A 17,649-nucleotide genomic window follows, 5' to 3' on the forward strand; every position below is an offset into this window, starting at 1 on the left:
GGGACTTTTTGGTATAACCTTTTGTTTCCCACCCGCATAGCAGGTGGTTTTCTGTTTCGCTCGTTTCACTCACTCAACTGACTAAAGTCAATAAAAAAAGAAAACCTTTTCTCAAAGAGAAAAGGTTACATCATTTCATATTTTAGTTCTCTAATGCTAACCATCGAGAATCTTTAGCTGCAAAACCGCTAACTAAGTAATCGTTGCTAGCTTCTCTAAATTCTTCTTGCAAAACTAGCGTTTGCCGTTTTAACTGGCTTAACTTTTTACCTTCAGAAATAGCTAATTCTAATTGATAAGGGATTAAAATTTCCATTAGCTGACGGCGAATTGCTGCTGTTAAATCAACTTTCCCCGCTTCGGTTTTAGCTGAAATTAAAACATTAGGAAATAGTGTTGGTACAAATTCAGCACCATTTAATTGGTCCGCTTTATTATAAACCGTTAAAACTGGAATATCATCCATTGCTAATTCTTTCATGAGTTGCAAAACAGTAATCTCTTGCTGTTGCCGTTCTGGCGAGCTAACATCAACCACATGTAGTAATAAATCCACCTCGCTGCTTTCCTCTAAAGTTGATTGAAAGGCGTCAATTAATTGCGTTGGTAAATCTTGAATAAAGCCTACAGTGTCAGTTAAAGTTACTTCCATCCCTTGTGGTAATTGCCATTTTTTTGTTAAAGGATCTAAAGTAGCAAAAAGCTGATCTTGCGCATAAGTTTCCGCATCGGTTAAAAGATTTAAAATCGTTGATTTACCAGCATTAGTATAGCCAAGTAAACCAATTTGAAAAACTTCGCTATGGCGGCGTTTCTCACGACTTCTGATGCGATGTGCCGCTACTTCTTTTAATTCTTTTTTAATAATCGCAACTTTATTACGAATATGGCGCCGGTCGGTTTCTAGTTTCGTTTCCCCAGGTCCTCGGGTTCCGATCCCTCCACCTAAACGGGAGAGATGTTTCCCCTGCCCCACTAATCGTGGCAACAGATAATTTAATTGCGCCAATTCAACTTGTAGCTTGCCTTCACGGGAGCGTGCCCGCAAAGCAAAAATATCTAAAATCAACTGCACCCGATCAATGACTGGTACACCGACAGCTTCACTAATTAGTTGGCTTTGGCGGGGTGTTAATTCATGATTGAAAATAACTAAATCTGCTTCATAAGCATCAATTAACTGCGTTAACTCTTCAACTTTCCCTTTACCAATTAGGGTTTGACGATCAACTTGCGTTCTTTTCTGAATTAAAGAATAGACCACTTCACCAGCTGCTGTTTCTGTCAAACTAATCAGCTCCGCCATCGACTCGCGAAAAGTGCGACTGTTAGCTAAGGTTTCAACCCCTACAATAATTACCTTTTCCAAAAAAACACCTCCTTACCTAATTTATATAGTTATTTTACTTCAGCCAGTCGTTAACCAGCTGTTCAATTTCTGCCAAATCATTTTGTGGGGTCACTAAATCAAACCATTGGGCTTGACTACGATTACGAAACCAAGTTAATTGGCGTTTAGCATAACGCCGTGAGTTTTGCTTCACTTGTTCAACAGCCTCTTCTAAAGTTGCTTCGCTAGCAAAATACGGAAAAAATTCCTTGTAGCCAATGCCTTGCGCGCTTTGATATTCAGGATGTGGCGCTAAGCTTTCAGCTTCAGCTAATAAGCCTTCAGTTAACATCAAATCAACCCGCTGATTAATGCGATTGTATAACAATTCTCGTTGTGTATTTAAGCCAATCATCAAGTAATCATATAAAGCTTGTGGCTCTTCTTGGGGTGTAAAAATACTTTGACCCGTTTTTTCAAAAACTTCTAAAGCGCGAATGACTTTTTTTCGATTATTAAAATGAATTTTGCTGGCCGCTAAAGTATCTTTAGTTTGCAGCAATTGCCATAGTTCTTGATTACCAATTTCAGCAGCTAATTTTTCTAAATCTGCTCGTAATTCTTGGTCTGCTAACTCTTCTTTTCCACCAAGTTTAAAATCATATAATAAAGCTTGAATATACAAACCGGTACCACCGACGATAATTGGCAACTTACCGGCAGTTTTAATTTCTTGAATTTTTTGACGGGCTGATGCTTGAAAATCAGCAACTGAATAGTTTTCATCCATTTTTCGTTCATTAATTAAATAATGCGGAACTCCTGCCATTTCAGCTGCAGTAACTTTAGCGGTCCCAATATTCAAATCACAATAAATTTGCATGGAATCGCCGCTAATAATTTCACCATTGAATTTTTTCGCCAGTTGAATACTTAAAGCGGTTTTGCCAACTGCTGTCGGACCGACAATCACTAAAACTTTATCCATTGAATTCCTCACTTAATTTGATAGCTTTTTGGGGATAATCAGTAAAAAGGCCGGCTACTTGTTGTTGAAAACAAAAAGTCATTTGTTCCTCTTTATTAACCGTCCAAGGACGAATCGGTTTGCTGTAATTTGCTAAATTTTTTTCTTGCTGAATAACCCAAGAGATTTTCGGATGTAAAGCGGAAATAAAGGCACTCTTTTCAGCTAATTGGGCTTTTTTCATTTCATCTACAAAAAGATAAGCCAAATCAAGCGTAGGCATCAAATTGGCCATTTTCTCTAAAGACGGAAAATAAAAACTGGAAATAACTAAACTAAAAGGCCAAGTTTGACTTTGCAACACTTCAGCTAACTGTTCTTCAATGCCTGTATAATGAATAATATCGGTTTTAATTTCAATATTCAGTTGACCAGTAAAATTTAATTTGACCAATAAGCTTAAAACTTCGGTTAAGGTTGGCACTTTCGTTGATATTTCTCCACCCGCATTAAATTTTTGGATTTCGACTAATGTTAAGTCTTTAATCCAACCACGACCATTGGTGGTTCGCGCTAGCGTTTCATCATGAATAACTACTAATTGGGCGTCTTTTGTTAAATGAACATCAAGCTCAATTCCTGAAGCACCAAGTTTAACGGCATCTTCAAATGCTGGTAAGGTATTTTCGGGAAAACAGCTACTATTCCCACGATGCGCAAAAATTCTCGTCACTTTCATCACATCCCTTTACAGATTTAGTTAGTCTTTCAAAAAATAACTTAAAGGTTGGTTCGTTAAAGCCTTCATATGACGTTTTTTTTCTTCCATAATGCTGACTAATTCATCAGAAAATGTTTCTAAAATAATTCGGCCACCCGTATAAGTATAACCACCTAATCGCACCGTTTCATCTGGTGATAAAATCACCCGGCGATGAGAGATATTTTTGAAAAACTCTTCTATTAAATAAGTTGGCAAATAAAAATTGTTTTGTGAAGCAAATGATTTCAAATAAACAAAATCATCAATCGGCACATAACAATCATCAAAAGCATCAAAACTCACATATTCAGGTTTTAATAACAAACCTTTTTGTAAAATATCATTAATTTTAGCATTTAATAAATTTAAAGTTTCAATTTCTTTAACGGTAAACATCAACTCTTGATTTCGTAGTTGTTTTTTCTCCTCATATTTGGTTTTTAAGTTAAAGGCCACCACCACAATGATTCCTCCAATAATAACGCCAATTAAACCTGCAATACAGGGAATTAATATATCCAACATCTTGCTTCCTCCTTGAAAATTTTCCTTCTTATATGATAGCATAACTTCACCTCGTTGAGATAGCTAAACTACACTTCATTTACTAATTTATGAAAACTGAGCAAAAATTAAATTATGATATAAAAAAGAGAGCTTTTCCTTTGACCTTTATTGACCAAAATAGTATACTACTTTTTAGAGAATTATGTTAAACTAATCTCTAGATATAATTTGCAAATTTTCACTTGTAGCGCTAAACAGCTAGGATGTTTTTTCTTCCCAAATTGAATGCTTTCGCACAGTGAAAATCAGATTAATAATTTGAAACAAACTAGGAGGAAAAATTTATGAATTTAATCCCAACAGTTATCGAACAATCATCTCGTGGGGAAAGAGCCTATGATATTTACTCTCGATTATTAAAAGACCGCATTATCATGCTAAGTGGAGCGATTGATGATGATGTAGCCAATTCAATCATTGCTCAGTTACTATTTTTAGATGCGCAAGATTCTGAAAAAGATATCTATCTTTATATTAACTCACCAGGCGGTAGCGTTTCAGCTGGATTGGCGATTTTCGATACAATGAACTTTGTAAAAGCCGATGTTCAAACAATCGTTTTAGGTATGGCAGCTTCAATGGGTAGCTTCCTATTAACCGCTGGCGCCAAAGGCAAACGTTTCGCCTTACCAAATGCTGAAATCATGATTCACCAACCTCTTGGTGGCGCTCAAGGTCAAGCAACTGAAATTGAAATTGCAGCACGCCATATTTTGAAAACAAGAGAACGTTTAAATCGCATTTTAGCTGAACAAACTGGTCAACCAATTGAAGTGATTGAAAAAGATACAGATCGCGACAATTTCATGACAGCTGAACAAGCTAAAGAATACGGTTTAATTGATGAAGTAATGGTTAACAGCAGCACTTTAAAATAAGTTTAATAATCTGAAATAAAAAACCTCTTAGCATGCGCTTTAATCAGAGCTTGCTAAGAGGTTTTTTATTATTCAGTAATTCGTTGAAATTTGCCGACAGCATGTAGTTGCCCCATTTCCACATAATGTTGAGAGTTAGCATGGTTTTTAGCAATTTCTTCAGGAGTTAGCTCGCGAATCACCTTTGCAGGACGCCCAAAAGCTAACGTATTCGCTGGGATGACTTTTCCTTCAGTAACTAATGAACCGGCACCAATCATGGCATTTTCACCAATTATCGCATGATTTAAAATCGTCGTCCCCATACCGATTAACGCCCCATTGCTAATTTCGCAACCATGAATCACGCATTGATGCCCCACCGTTACATCCTCGCCAATCACTACTGGTGCATCTAAATCCACATGCACCACCGAACCATCTTGAATATTGCTACGATCACCGATTTTAATCCAATTGGCATCACCACGCACAGCGGCTTGATACCAAATCGTAACTTCATCACCTAAAGTTACATCGCCAACAACATCCGCACTTTTTGCTATAAATCTCATAATCATAATCCTCCTGTTCATTTATAAATAGCTAATGATTAAAACTACTATACGTCACCAAAATTCCTCTTAACAACCGTTTCATTAAAAATAAACTGCTTTAAAGATTAAGCCGAAATCCCAATAATATGCGGGGTTAGTCGCTCACAAACTAGTTCTGCCATCAGTTCATCTGTTTCTTCCATACCATTCATACACCAAGCTATTAAAACATTAAGAATGCCACCTGCGATAAAATGAATATTATATTTTTCGAATTCCGGCGTACAATCTATTGTGCAAACTATAGACTTTGAAAATTCATCGAGAAACCCCACTGATTGATCAAGTATGAGTTGATTCATTTTAGAACGAAGTAAATTAATAATAAAAAATTGATGTTGCCTAAAACAATAAAAATACAAACGAGTCATTTCATAATTACTAAATTCTTTTGACTCCAAAAGAGCAGCATACTCCATAAAAAGCGCTTCGAGATGCTCTGTAAGAATATCTTCCAAGATTTGATAATTTCGATAAAAAGCCATGCGAGAAACGCCAGCTTTTTTAGTAACTTCGGTAATTGAAATATTTTTAAAATCCTTTTTTTCCATGATAGACATAAGTGCAATAAAAATACTTTCTTTAGTAATTTTATTTTGCTCAACATTATACGTATTAGCCATGAACAATTTCGCTCCTTTTGTAACAGCTACCTTCTATTCCCTTGTAATTGCTTAGTCACTAAATTATACTACATTTCAAATAGCCGTTACAAGTGCAACAGCTATTTAAATTTAAATAAAAAATTGGAGGAAATATTAATGAAAACATGGTTTATTACTGGAGCATCAGGCGGTTTAGCAACTTGTATTATTCAACAGTTACTTGAAAGAGGTGACCGTGTTGCCGCCACCATCCGTCGACCTGGCGTATTAGATGATTTACAAGCGCAATACGGTGCTCAATTATGGCAAGCTAACTTAGATTTAACTAACCCTCAACAAATCAGTGAAGTTGTAACGCAAGCATTTAACGAATTAGGAACAATTGATGTATTAGTTAATAACGCAGCTTATGCTTTATATGGTGGTGTTGAAGAAGCCAGTGACGAACAGATTGAACAACAATTTATTACCAATGTATTCGGATCATTGCGCACCGCCCGCACCTTTTTACCGTTTTTCCGTGAGCAAGATGGCGGGCAAATTGTACAAATATCTAGTATGGCTGGGCATTATTCGACGCCAGCAATGGGTTTATATAGCTCTACGAAACGGGCGGTTGAAGGTGCTTTTGAAGCACTAGCTCAGGAAGTTGCTCCCTTCAATATAAAAACAATCATCGTGCAACCCGGAGGAATCCGAACAAATTTCGTTGCTGGTAATGGTGTATTTGGAGAACCGCTTGCAGCCTATCAAGATACGGAAACTAGTAAAGTAGTCAGCATGATGAAAGGTGAAGTTCCTGGTATGGATGCTAACTTACTTAAAAAAATGGTGATTGGCGATCCTGATAAGATGGCGCATCAAATTATTAAACGTGTTGATTTAGGCGATGGTCCCTTACGATTAGCGTTAAATAGTGATGCCTACCAAAAGATCCGTGCCAGTCTTGTAGAAAAATTAGCTGCTCTGGATGCACAAAAAGAAGTAGCTTACGCTACGGATGCAGATGACATCTAACAAGTTCTTTTTCATAAATAACTGTAGCATATTATTAGCAAAACCTCTTAATCAGCTGACTAAGAGGTTTTTACTATTTATTAATCCCTGCTTACCTTATTGACGTAGCTTTTACCGATTGCTATACTTTGTAATGAAAAGTCTTATCAAATATTATGTTATGGTAAAAATTAACTTCCTAATATGAACAAGGATGTCAGTTCCACTTACTAAACTATCAAGTTAGTGGAATGATATACAGCGTTAAAATCAGACTAATTTTTCTTCAGAAAAATTAATACTTCAATATGAACAAGGAGCATCAAAATGGTGAATAAAAGAGTTTTTAAACAAATTAATCAACCTGTTTCAGAAATCGGACTAGGTACTTGGCAACTTGGTACAAAATGGGGCGATCCTTTCAACGAAAAAGAAGCTGAAAAAATCTTACAGACGGCTTATGAAAATAATATCAATCTCATTGATACCGCCGATATTTATAACGATGGTGAAAGTGAAAAAGCCATTGGTCAGTTTATGAAAAATAACGCCACTGATTTTTTTGTTGTAACTAAGTGTGGTCGTGGGCTTAATCCCCATACTGCAGAAATGTATACGCCGGAAGCAATTGAAAAATTTGCAGAAGCAAGTTTAAAACGTCTGCAAATTGAAAAGTTAGATATGCTTTTACTTCATTGCCCACCTAGTTCTGTTTACAAAAAAGATGCTATTTTTACGAAATTAGATAAGATGCAACAAGCAGGTAAAATTCTTTCTTATGGTGTCAGCGTAGAAAAAGTCAGTGAAGCACTGGATGCTACCATTTATCCAATTGCGGCAGTCGAAATTATTTTTAATATGTTCCGTTTGAAACCCGCTGAAGATTTATTTTCAAAATTGAAAGCTGAAAATATCGGCGCGATTGCTCGGGTTCCGTTAGCTAGTGGTCTTTTAACAGGAAAATATACCCCGCAAACAACTTTTGGCAAAGATGACCATCGAAGTTTTAACCGCAACGGTGAAGCTTTTGATAAAGGTGAAACTTTCTCAGGCGTTGATTATGATTTAGGGCTACAAGCAGTTGCAGAGTTAAAGGCGCTCTTTGAAACAGATAACTTAATTCCTTATGCCTTAAAATGGATTCTGATGCACGACGCCATTACTACTGTGATTCCAGGCGCCAGCAACAATCAACAAGTCATTGCAAATGTGGCAGCTGCCTCAATTCCTGATTTGACTACAGCGCAAATGACTGGTGTGAAAAAAATCTACGATCAATATATTCGTAAGCAAGTCCATCCAAACTGGTAAAACAACTTATTTTTAATAAAGAAACAGCCTGACTGTTAGCTCTTTTAAAATGAGCTAACAGTCAGGCTGTTATTTACATCAAATTATTCTTCATAATCGCCGTCTTCGGCAAATTGACTGTTGTACAGTTTTTCGTAGAAACCACCTTCAGCGAGTAAGCTTTGATGGGTTCCTTTTTCAATAATCCGGCCTTGATTCATCACTAAAATCAAATCGGCTTCACGAATAGTTGAAAGCCGGTGCGCAATTACAAAGCTTGTGCGACCTTCCATTACACGATCCATCGCTTTTTGAATTAAAGCTTCTAAACGGGTATCGACCGAACTAGTCGCTTCATCTAAAATTAAAATTTTTGGATCAGAAATAACCGCCCGGGCAATCGTCAATAATTGTTTTTGTCCTAAGGAAACATTATCCCCTTCTGAGTTAATCATCATATCATAACCATCAGGCATTGTTTTGATAAAATGATGAACATTAGCGGTTTTCGCTGCATCAACAATTTCATAATCAGTAGCATCTAGTTTACCAAAACGAATATTTTCAGCAATCGTGCCTTCATATAACCAAGCATCTTGTAGCACCATTCCAAAAACGGAACGAACTTCACTACGGTTCATGGCTTTTGTATCAATGCTGTCAATTTTAATCGCCCCTTGATTGACATCATAAAAACGCATTAATAAGTTAATCAAAGTTGTTTTACCTGCCCCCGTTGGTCCGACAATCGCAACCGTTTGTCCGGCTTTAACTTCAAAATTCAAATCTTGAATCAATGGTTTCTTAGGGTCATAGGCAAAAGAAACATTTTCAAAAACAACATTCCCCGCTAAATCAGTTGGTAAAGGTGTATCAACTTCATTTTGCACTTCTTCAGGTTCATCTAAAATTTCAAAAACCCGTTGCGTTGAAGCCGCTGCGCTTTGTAGCACAGAAGATAGTTGTGTAATATTCCCCATTGGCTGACTAACTTGCCAAATATATTGAATAAAAGCTTGCAATTGTCCGACAACAATCACGCCTGCAATCACATAATAACCACCCAATACTGCCATCGCTATATAAGTAAGATAGGCTGTTAAAGAAACTAACGGCATCATTAAACCAGAAATAAATCCAGAACGGAAACCATAGTGTTGCAAACGACGGTTAACCTTTTTAAAACCTTCTAACGTTTCTTTTTCCCGCCCATAAAGTTTTAAAACGCTAAAACCAGTCATATTTTCTTGCACAAATCCATTTAAATCTCCCAAAGCATTTTGCATATTTTGAAAATATTTTTGGGAAATTTTTACAATTGTTCGTGAGATTAAAATCGAAGCTGGAATCATCACTAACGAAATTAACGCCATTTTAGGATTAATATAAAACATCATCGCAACAGCCATGATAATCCCTAAAACAGCACTGACAATGTTGATAAAGGCTTGTTGCATCGCGCCACTGACAGCATCCACATCATTGGTTACCCGTGATAAAATATTTCCTTGTTGATGGGTATCGAAATAAGACACGGGCAAGCGATTAATTTTTTCAGTAATATCTCTTCTTAAATCTTTCATTGCTTGTTGAACGACTTTCGTCATTAAAATGCCGGAAAGTAGCTGGGCGCCACAATAACCAAAGCCTACCACAGCAATCCAAACTAAACATTTAATTACATAGTCAAAGTTTAAAGGCTCACCATTTTTAACATTTTTCATAATTTCCGTTGTTGGTAAACCCGAAACATACGGCAACGCCGCGTTAAAAGCTACCGTTAAAACGGTAAAAAAGATTACCAACGCAAAGGTAAAACGATAAGTTCTAAGGTAAGTCCACAAGCGTTTTAAAGAGGATATGGTTTGTTTCATGCTAATTCCTCCTCTGATAACTGTGAAGCCGCAATGTCATGATAAATCGGACAAGTTGCCAACAATTCTTTATGGGTCCCTTGACCAACAACATCGCCTTCATTTAATACAATAATTTTATCGGCGTGCATAATTGTGCCCACCCGCTGTGCCACGATTAAAACCGTTGACTCAGTGGTTTCTTTTTTCAAACGCGCCCGCAATTTAGCGTCGGTTTGATAATCTAACGCAGAAAAGCTATCGTCAAAAACATAAATCTCTGGTTCACGAATAATTGCTCGGGCAATCGCTAAACGTTGTTTTTGTCCTCCAGAGAAGTTACTGCCACCTTCTGAAAGTAATTCATCATAGCCATCAGCTTTTTGACTGATAAATTCAGTTGCTTGGGCAATATCGACAGCCCGCTCCATTTCGGCTTGCGTGGCGTCTTCTTTCCCATAACGTAAATTATCAGTAATCGTACCGGTAAAGAGAATCGCTTTTTGAGGAATATAACCAATTTTATTTCGCAAAGCTTTTAAACTATAATCACGAACATCTACCCCATCAACCAAAACTGCCCCATCACTAACATCATAAAAGCGGGGAATCAACTGAATCAGCGTGGATTTACCACTACCAGTACTCCCGATGAAAGCCACCGTTTCTCCCGGTTTGGCTGTAAAGCTAACATTGCGAATCACCGGACTTTCGGTATGGCCAGGATAAGCAAAGGTTACATTTTTAAATTCCAAATAACCTTTCGTTGCGGTAGTTGTTACGCCCTCCGGATTTTCTTTAATTAGCGGCGTAGCATCCATTGCTTCTTGAATCCGCCGAGCAGAAACGGCTGCTCTTGGATACATCATAAAAACGCTGGCGAATAGCATAAATGAAAATAGCGCATGGAATATATATTCGATAAAAGCAATTAAATCGCCGACTTGCAACGCACCTGCATCAATTTGCAGGGTACCACTCCAAATAATTAAAATCATGACAATATTAAATAGGAAGAAAAAGCCTGGTTGAGCAACTGCCATTAAATAGAAGAGCTTTTGTGAACTTTTGGTATAAGCTTCATTAACTTTAGCAAAACGACCTTCTTCAAATTTTTCATTAACAAAGGCGCGAATCACTCGCAAGCCTGATAAATTTTCTCGCAAAATTCCATTAATACCATCTAAATTCTTTTGTTGCCCATTAGATAGTGGTTCAGATTTTTTACCAATAATAATCACGGAAATCAACAATACTGGTAAAGCTGCTAAAACATACACTCCTAATGACGGGCTGGTGCGGACCACCATATATAAACTTACAAAAAACATCATTGGTGTCATAAAACCCATCCGCAAAATTTGTTGCATAAACAACATAATTTGATAAGCATCATTAGTGGTTCTGGTAATTAAAGAAGATACCCCTAATTGCTCATATTCCAAATGAGAATAGGTTTGAATTTTTTCAAATAACTCGTTACGAATAGATTCCACAATATTGGTAGTTATTCTTGCACTAAAATAACCTAAACCAATATTCATAATCACCCCAAGTAAAACAATCCCCAGCATTAACCAACCTTGTTGCTTCACGAAATCAAAATCATTGTTGCGCATCCCCACATCAATCATGCGCGCTAAAATAGTTGGCAATCCTAATTCAATTAAAATAAATCCAAATACGCAAATAAAATCGCCAAGCAGCAATTTCTTATTGCGCATGGTATAGTGCCACATTAATTTCATTCTTTACTGCTCCTCCTTGAAAAATTGAACTTCCTCACAAAATATATTATTTTCTAATTCACTAAACTCTGATTAAAAGCTTTAAAAACATAGCCTTTTCTACTTTAATCTACTAAATTAATAGTAAACTACTCATAAAAATTTCAGCGTTTTCAAAGCTTGCTTGCAAAAAAAGTTCGATTAGATTCACTATAACACAAGATACAGATAAATGGTAATTTTTTTTCGTTTTGGTTATTTAAAATTCAACGCTTAGTAAGTAAAAAACTTACTTTTAAAAAAAACAAAGTAAAAAAAACATAAAATCATGACAAAAAAATCTTTGAAATTGTTATTAATTGATGAAAGAATTTTATAAATCAATTCTCTTACGAAAATCCCTGTAATCCCCCCTTTTTTATTCACTTGATAATTTGACTACTTTTAACAGAAATTATTAAAATTTTATTATATCTACCGCCTTTTCGGTAAGTTCTCTTAACAACTCGTATTTAGTTTCTATACTTATTTTCAATTCTGTGATAGAATATTTTTAATTGTTGTTACGACAACACAACGTTCGGTGAATTGTTCCACAACGCAATGAGAAAGTAATGACTAGACTTTCTTTTATTCCTAACGCTGAAGCTTTAGGAGTATGTGATTTAACCCATTAATCAGACATAGCGGATTCCTTTTTAGCGAAAAAAGCGTTCCTTTGTCGCTCATTTTGTTGTGTGCAAAATTCCAGATTAACAACTACATTAAAAGCATTATGCTTTAAAATTAAAAAAAGAAAGATAGTATCAGCTCTGGCTGCCTACTATTCTACAGAGGAGAAAGAAAATATGATTTATAAAGTTTTATATCAAGAAGTAAAAGACCGCAACCCAAAACGTGAAGAAACACAAGCATTATATATTGAAGCAGAATCAGAAGTCGCTGCTCGTCAATTAGTAGAAGACAACACTGAATATAACATTGAATTTGTTCATGCTTTAGAAGGCAACCATTTGGAATATGAAAAAGAAAATGCTGACTTTAAATTGGTGAGCTTCTAATGATGAAACCTGCTATAAAAAATAATGAAACGGGCGTTTTCGCCCTTGGCGGACTTGGAGAAATCGGTAAAAACACTTACGGTGTACAATTTCAAGACGAAATTATTATTATTGATGCTGGGATAAAGTTTCCCGAAGATGATTTACTAGGAATTGATTATGTGATTCCTGATTACAGCTATATTGTGAATAACCTGCAAAAAGTTAAAGCTTTAGTAATTACCCACGGTCACGAAGACCATATTGGTGGCGTACCCTTCTTATTGAAGCAAGCAAATATTCCGATTTACGCCGGTCCATTAGCTTTAGCTTTAATTACCAATAAATTAGATGAACATGGCTTATTGCGAGATGCTGACTTACATGAAATCAATGAAGATACTGTAATTCGTTTCCGCAAAACTGCCGTTAGTTTCTTTAGAACCACTCATAGTATCCCTGATGCGCTAGGAGTTGTCGTTAAAACACCTTCTGGCAATATTGTAGCCACTGGTGATTTCAAGTTTGACTTTACCCCAGTTGGCGAACCCGCTAACTTGCATAAGATGGCGCGAATTGGTGAAGAAGGCGTTTTGTGTTTACTATCTGATAGTACCAATGCTGAAGTGCCAACTTTTACAAAATCAGAAAAAACGATTGGCTCTTCAATTTTAAAGATTTTTGAAAAAATTGATGGTCGTATTATTTTCGCAAGTTTCGCTTCAAATATTTTTCGTTTGCAACAAGCCGCTGATGCTGCCGTTGCTACCGGACGTAAAATAGCCGTTTTTGGTCGTAGTATGGAAAATGCCATCGTTAATGGTCAACGCTTAGGCTATATCAAAGTGCCTGATGGAACTTTTGTAGATGCCCATGAATTAAATCAATTGCCAGCCAATGAAACGATGATTTTATGTACTGGCTCACAAGGTGAACCAATGGCCGCTCTAAGTCGGATTGCCAACGGAACTCACCGTCAAATTCAAATTCAACCAGATGATACTGTAATTTTCTCTAGCTCCCCGATTCCTGGGAACACAACTAGTGTAAATCAGCTAATCAACTTATTATCTGAAGCTGGTGCCAATGTTATTCATGGTAAAATTAATAATATTCATACTTCTGGTCATGGTGGCCAAGAAGAACAAAAATTAATGTTACGCTTAATGAAACCGAAATACTTCGTGCCTGTTCACGGCGAATATCGAATGCTTAAAATCCACGCGCAACTAGCTGCTGATGTAGGTATTCCAACGGACCATTCTTTCATAATGGGTAATGGTGATGTTTTAGCTTTAACCCCTGAAAGTGCCCGTTTAGCTGGTCATTTTAATGCCAGCGATGTTTATGTTGACGGTAATGGCATTGGGGATATTGGTAATGTCGTTTTACGCGACCGCCGTATTCTTTCTGAAGAAGGTTTAGTTTTAGTGGTGGCTACCGTTGATTTAGAGAAAAAAGAAATTTTAGCGGGTCCTGATTTATTATCACGCGGTTTTGTTTATATGCGAGAATCTGGCGAATTGATTAACGAAGGACAACGTTTGTTATTCAATACTATGCGGGAAGCTTTATTGGAACCAGATTGTAGTGAAAATAAATTGCGAGAAGTTATGACAGCAACTATTCAACCGTTCTTATTTGAACGAACACAAAGACAGCCAATGATTTTATCAATGATTATGACGCCTGACGAAACGGCTAATTAATTAATTAAAAAAAATAAATAAGTAGTTAATCAAAAACTTGTGTTATCAAGCCTGATTAGCTACTTATTTTTTGTCGTTTTTTTATTTATTGTTTCTTTTTCGCTCTTTTATAAATGCTTACTCTCTTTTTTTTATCTACCAGTCTCAAAAAATGATAAAACGGCTAATTTGTCATTTTTTGAAAAAAAATAATGTTATAATGTAGTAAAATGAGTCTGCTTATGAAAAATACTGTTTTGTTATTTATTTTTTGGTTGGAAAGAAGGTTAGAAGTTTATTATGGTTAGAACGAAAAAGATTTATAGGGAACATTTGTTGCATGGTGCTTATCAATTAGTCGTGAATGACGGTTTTAAACATTTTCACGCTCGCAATGTCGCTAAACAAATTCAATGCTCTACGCAACCGATTTATCGAGAATTTGAAAATCTTAAAGAATTTAAAGACAGTCTTTGTGTCTTTATCATTCAAAAAGTCGAAAATTTCTTCAAAAAACACCCAATTGACGACTTAGATGCTCTTTCTCATACAATTGCGGCTTATAGCAAAAAATATCCAAAAGAGTTTCAGCGCTTCTTTATTGAAGATAATCAATGTAGTGAGTATCTTGAAAACTACATTCGGAATCATTTCGAAAAGGTTATGAAAGATTCTGATTATGCAGATATGCCGCAAGAAAAGAAAGATTCAACTTTCAAATTATTTTGGTATTACACTATCGGGAGATTAACACTACAAACTAATCAAGATATGCCGCAAGAAAATTGTGAACATTTATTAGTAAGTAGCAAATAATTAAAAACAAAAGCTTAGGTGGATTTCTATCAAGAAATCCTGGCCTAAGCTTTTTTCTTATTTAACTTTCTAAATTATTATCTAGCTCATCATCACCAATTGCGGCTTGCAGATAAACTTCCCGGGGCTTACTCCCTACAGAAGGACCAATGACGCCTTGGGCTTCTAATTCATCTACTAATCGAGCTGCCCGATTATAACCAATCCGGAAACGCCGTTGCAATAAAGAAATACTAGCTGTTTGCATTTCCACTACTAAATTTTTAGCTTCTTCAAACAATTCATCTTGCGGATATTCGCTAGGATTATTGCTGACTTCCACTTCATCGGTTGGCATCATTTTTTCTTGATACTCCGCTTGTTGCTGATCGGTAACAAATTCTACTACCCGCTCTACTTCTTGATCAGAAATGAAGGCACCTTGCACCCGAATCGGTTTATTTTCACCCATTGGTAAGAAGAGCATATCGCCGCGACCTAATAATTTTTCAGCCCCATTGCCATCAATAATTGTTCGTGAATCGGTACCACTAGATACAGCAAAAGCCATTCGTGAAGGAACATTGGCTTTAATAATCCCGGTAATAACATCGACACTTGGACGTTGCGTTGCTAAAATCATATGAATCCCGGCAGCCCGTGCCATTTGTGCCAAACGAATAATGGCATCTTCCACTTCATTACTGGCTACCATCATTAAATCGGCTAATTCATCAACAATCACTACAATAAATGGTAAAATTGGATGATTTTCACCCATTTCCAGATTTTTTCTCGCTACTAATTCATTATAACCAGTAATATTGCGGACACCTGTCGCCGCAAATTTCTCATAGCGCTCTTCCATCTCTCGTACCACTTTTTGCAAAGCTTGAGCGGCTTTACGAGGGTTAGTAACCACTGGTGTTAACAGATGCGGAATGCCGTTATAAACGTTTAATTCCACCATTTTCGGATCAATCATCATCATTTTAACTTCATTAGGTTTTGCCCGCATTAAAATACTGGTAATCATCCCATTAATCGCCACAGATTTCCCACTACCAGTGGAACCAGCTACTAGTAAGTGAGGCATTTTTGATAAATCAGCGACTTGAACCATACCAGAAATATCTCGACCTAACGGTACTTCTAACAATTTATCAGGATGATAAGGTTGCGCTTCAATCACTTCTCTAAAGGAAACCATACTTGTCGTTTGATTTGGTACTTCAATCCCAATTAATGATTTTCCTGGAATCGGTGCTTCCATCCGAATATCTTTTGCTGCTAGCGCTAAAGCAATATCATCAGTTAAACTGACAATCTTACTAACTTTAACACCAATCGCAGGTTGAATTTCATATTTCGTTACGGAAGGACCCAAGCTGGCCTTAACTACTTTAGCATCTACACCAAAGCTTGCAAAAGTTCGCTCTAAAATACTGATATTTTCTTCGATTTTTTGATATTCATCACTTTGATCTGTGACTGGAATTGAATCTAAGAGATCAGCTGTTGGTAGCTCGTAATCACGATCTTCAGGTTCTGCTTGAATTTCAAATTCCAAGTCCCCTTCGCTGCTATCTAATTCAGGTGTTTCAAAAGGATCTACCGCTGCTACTGGTGGCACCAATGGTTCGATTACCGACTGAAACATATCAATCTGAACAGAACGTTCTTCTTCCACAAAATCCGGCTGAACAGTCTCTTGTTGAACTGCTAGAGCTTCTTCGGCTTGTTGTTTCATTAGTTTTTTAGATTTTTGTCGCTCCATCCAATTTGGTTTCGATTCTTCTTCCACAGCTTCAAAGTCCTCTTCAGGAACTGGAGCTTTTTCGATAGCTGCCATTTTTTGCTCTTTGGCAGCTTGTTTTGCTTGTTGCTCTTTTCTTTCAGCTTTTGCAGCCATTGATGTTTGAAACTTCGTATTTAAGTTTTGGAAAAAATCAATGACTTGTTGTGCTTCAATCGAGCTAACTAAATAAAGCCCTGCAATAAACGATAGTACAGCAATAATGAAACTGCCCACTCGATCAACTAAAAAATTAGTTAATTGAGCAATTACAGCACCAATCATCCCACCACCGACACTAGTTTCAATCACATTTTTACTAATATCTTGTTTTAATAAATCCCAAGTCGCTTTGATAATCCCAGCATCATAGTTTATTTTACCTAAAAATAGCATATGTAAAAAAAGTAAAGAGCTTAAAAATAAAACGACTAAGCCCACTACTCGGCGAACTTTTTTTATATAAAACTTGCTATTTTGAAAAATCAATAGTATGCCATAAATAGCAATTCCAATCGCTAATATTTGATAAGCATTGCCACTAATCAAGCGTAAACCATTGGCCACTAAGCGCCCTAAAAATCCTAGTTTGAAGAAACTAATCCCTGACAAAAAAATAAATCCTATTCCTAGTAGGATGATCATTAGCTGTTCTTGTTGTTGCTGTTGTTTTTTCGTTTTCTTTTTTTTCTTTGAACGTGTTTGTCCAGCCATTTTATTTCCCCTCATTTCATCACCTCTTTATTATACAAAAAAAAG

Annotated in this window: 15 protein-coding genes; 6 read left to right on the forward strand and 9 right to left on the reverse strand. The window is 36.4% G+C overall.

The window, feature by feature from the left end; translation table 11 throughout:
* Window positions 1-142: 142 nt before the first annotated feature.
* From hflX to M2139_RS08685, 4 genes are read right to left on the reverse strand one after another with little or no spacing between them, the layout of a single operon-like run.
* Window positions 143-1,369 carry a GTPase HflX gene (gene hflX, locus M2139_RS08670; protein WP_280738487.1) on the reverse strand — a complete coding sequence of 409 codons (1,227 nt, stop codon included), beginning with the start codon at window positions 1,367-1,369 and terminating at the stop codon, window positions 143-145.
* Between the two features lie 34 nt (window positions 1,370-1,403).
* Window positions 1,404-2,318 (reverse strand): tRNA (adenosine(37)-N6)-dimethylallyltransferase MiaA, encoded by a 915-nt coding sequence (miaA, locus tag M2139_RS08675; protein ID WP_280738486.1) that lies wholly within the window; start codon window positions 2,316-2,318, stop codon window positions 1,404-1,406.
* Window positions 2,311-3,030 (reverse strand): glycerophosphodiester phosphodiesterase, encoded by a 720-nt coding sequence (locus tag M2139_RS08680; RefSeq protein ID WP_280738485.1) that lies wholly within the window; start codon window positions 3,028-3,030, stop codon window positions 2,311-2,313. Before M2139_RS08680 ends, miaA begins: the two co-directional genes overlap by 8 nt.
* A gap of 27 nt (window positions 3,031-3,057) precedes the next feature.
* Window positions 3,058-3,585, reverse strand: coding sequence for a hypothetical protein (locus M2139_RS08685; RefSeq protein WP_280738484.1), 528 nt, complete (start codon window positions 3,583-3,585; stop codon window positions 3,058-3,060).
* A 326-nt stretch (window positions 3,586-3,911) separates the two neighbouring features.
* Between M2139_RS08685 and clpP the strand changes: the two genes are divergently transcribed.
* A complete protein-coding gene (gene clpP, locus M2139_RS08690; RefSeq protein WP_280738483.1) occupies window positions 3,912-4,505 on the forward strand; it encodes an ATP-dependent Clp endopeptidase proteolytic subunit ClpP in 594 nt (197 codons plus the stop codon).
* A gap of 68 nt (window positions 4,506-4,573) precedes the next feature.
* Here the strand turns inward: clpP and M2139_RS08695 are convergent, their stop codons facing one another.
* Entirely contained in the window at window positions 4,574-5,062 is a 489-nt protein-coding gene (locus M2139_RS08695) for a gamma carbonic anhydrase family protein (RefSeq protein ID WP_280738491.1), read from the reverse strand.
* Window positions 5,063-5,166: 104 nt separating this feature from the next.
* Window positions 5,167-5,724, reverse strand: a complete 558-nt coding sequence (locus M2139_RS08700) for a TetR/AcrR family transcriptional regulator (protein ID WP_280738482.1) — start codon at window positions 5,722-5,724, stop codon at window positions 5,167-5,169.
* Between the two features lie 138 nt (window positions 5,725-5,862).
* Here M2139_RS08700 and M2139_RS08705 point away from each other — a divergent pair, with 138 nt between their 5' ends.
* Both M2139_RS08705 and M2139_RS08710 read left to right on the forward strand, forming a co-directional pair.
* Window positions 5,863-6,723: an SDR family oxidoreductase gene (locus tag M2139_RS08705; protein WP_280738481.1), complete on the forward strand. Its 861-nt coding sequence runs from the start codon at window positions 5,863-5,865 to the stop codon at window positions 6,721-6,723.
* A gap of 306 nt (window positions 6,724-7,029) precedes the next feature.
* Window positions 7,030-8,013, forward strand: a complete 984-nt coding sequence (locus M2139_RS08710; RefSeq protein WP_280738480.1) for an aldo/keto reductase — start codon at window positions 7,030-7,032, stop codon at window positions 8,011-8,013.
* A gap of 83 nt (window positions 8,014-8,096) precedes the next feature.
* Here M2139_RS08710 and M2139_RS08715 read toward each other — a convergent pair whose 3' ends face one another.
* Window positions 8,097-9,866, reverse strand: coding sequence for an ABC transporter ATP-binding protein (locus M2139_RS08715; RefSeq protein ID WP_280738479.1), 1,770 nt, complete (start codon window positions 9,864-9,866; stop codon window positions 8,097-8,099).
* On the reverse strand, window positions 9,863-11,593 hold the full coding sequence (locus M2139_RS08720) for an ABC transporter ATP-binding protein (protein WP_280738478.1): 1,731 nt from the start codon (window positions 11,591-11,593) through the stop codon (window positions 9,863-9,865). The genes M2139_RS08715 and M2139_RS08720 overlap by 4 nt, the downstream gene beginning before the upstream one ends.
* An 827-nt stretch (window positions 11,594-12,420) precedes the next feature.
* Between M2139_RS08720 and M2139_RS08725 the strand changes: the two genes are divergently transcribed.
* From M2139_RS08725 to M2139_RS08735, 3 genes are all read left to right on the forward strand, one after another.
* Window positions 12,421-12,633 carry a DNA-directed RNA polymerase subunit epsilon gene (locus M2139_RS08725; protein WP_280738477.1) on the forward strand — a complete coding sequence of 71 codons (213 nt, stop codon included), beginning with the start codon at window positions 12,421-12,423 and terminating at the stop codon, window positions 12,631-12,633.
* A gap of 2 nt (window positions 12,634-12,635) precedes the next feature.
* Window positions 12,636-14,321: a ribonuclease J gene (locus M2139_RS08730; RefSeq protein ID WP_280738490.1), complete on the forward strand. Its 1,686-nt coding sequence runs from the start codon at window positions 12,636-12,638 to the stop codon at window positions 14,319-14,321.
* 279 nt (window positions 14,322-14,600) lie between these two features.
* On the forward strand, window positions 14,601-15,116 hold the full coding sequence (locus tag M2139_RS08735) for a TetR/AcrR family transcriptional regulator (protein ID WP_280738476.1): 516 nt from the start codon (window positions 14,601-14,603) through the stop codon (window positions 15,114-15,116).
* Between the two features lie 61 nt (window positions 15,117-15,177).
* Here the strand turns inward: M2139_RS08735 and M2139_RS08740 are convergent, their stop codons facing one another.
* Window positions 15,178-17,604, reverse strand: coding sequence for a DNA translocase FtsK (locus M2139_RS08740; RefSeq protein WP_280738475.1), 2,427 nt, complete (start codon window positions 17,602-17,604; stop codon window positions 15,178-15,180).
* Window positions 17,605-17,649 lie beyond the last annotated feature (45 nt).

It is taken from the genome of Enterococcus sp. PF1-24 (assembly GCF_029893325.1).
Taxonomy (GTDB): Bacteria; Bacillota; Bacilli; order Lactobacillales; family Enterococcaceae; genus HY326.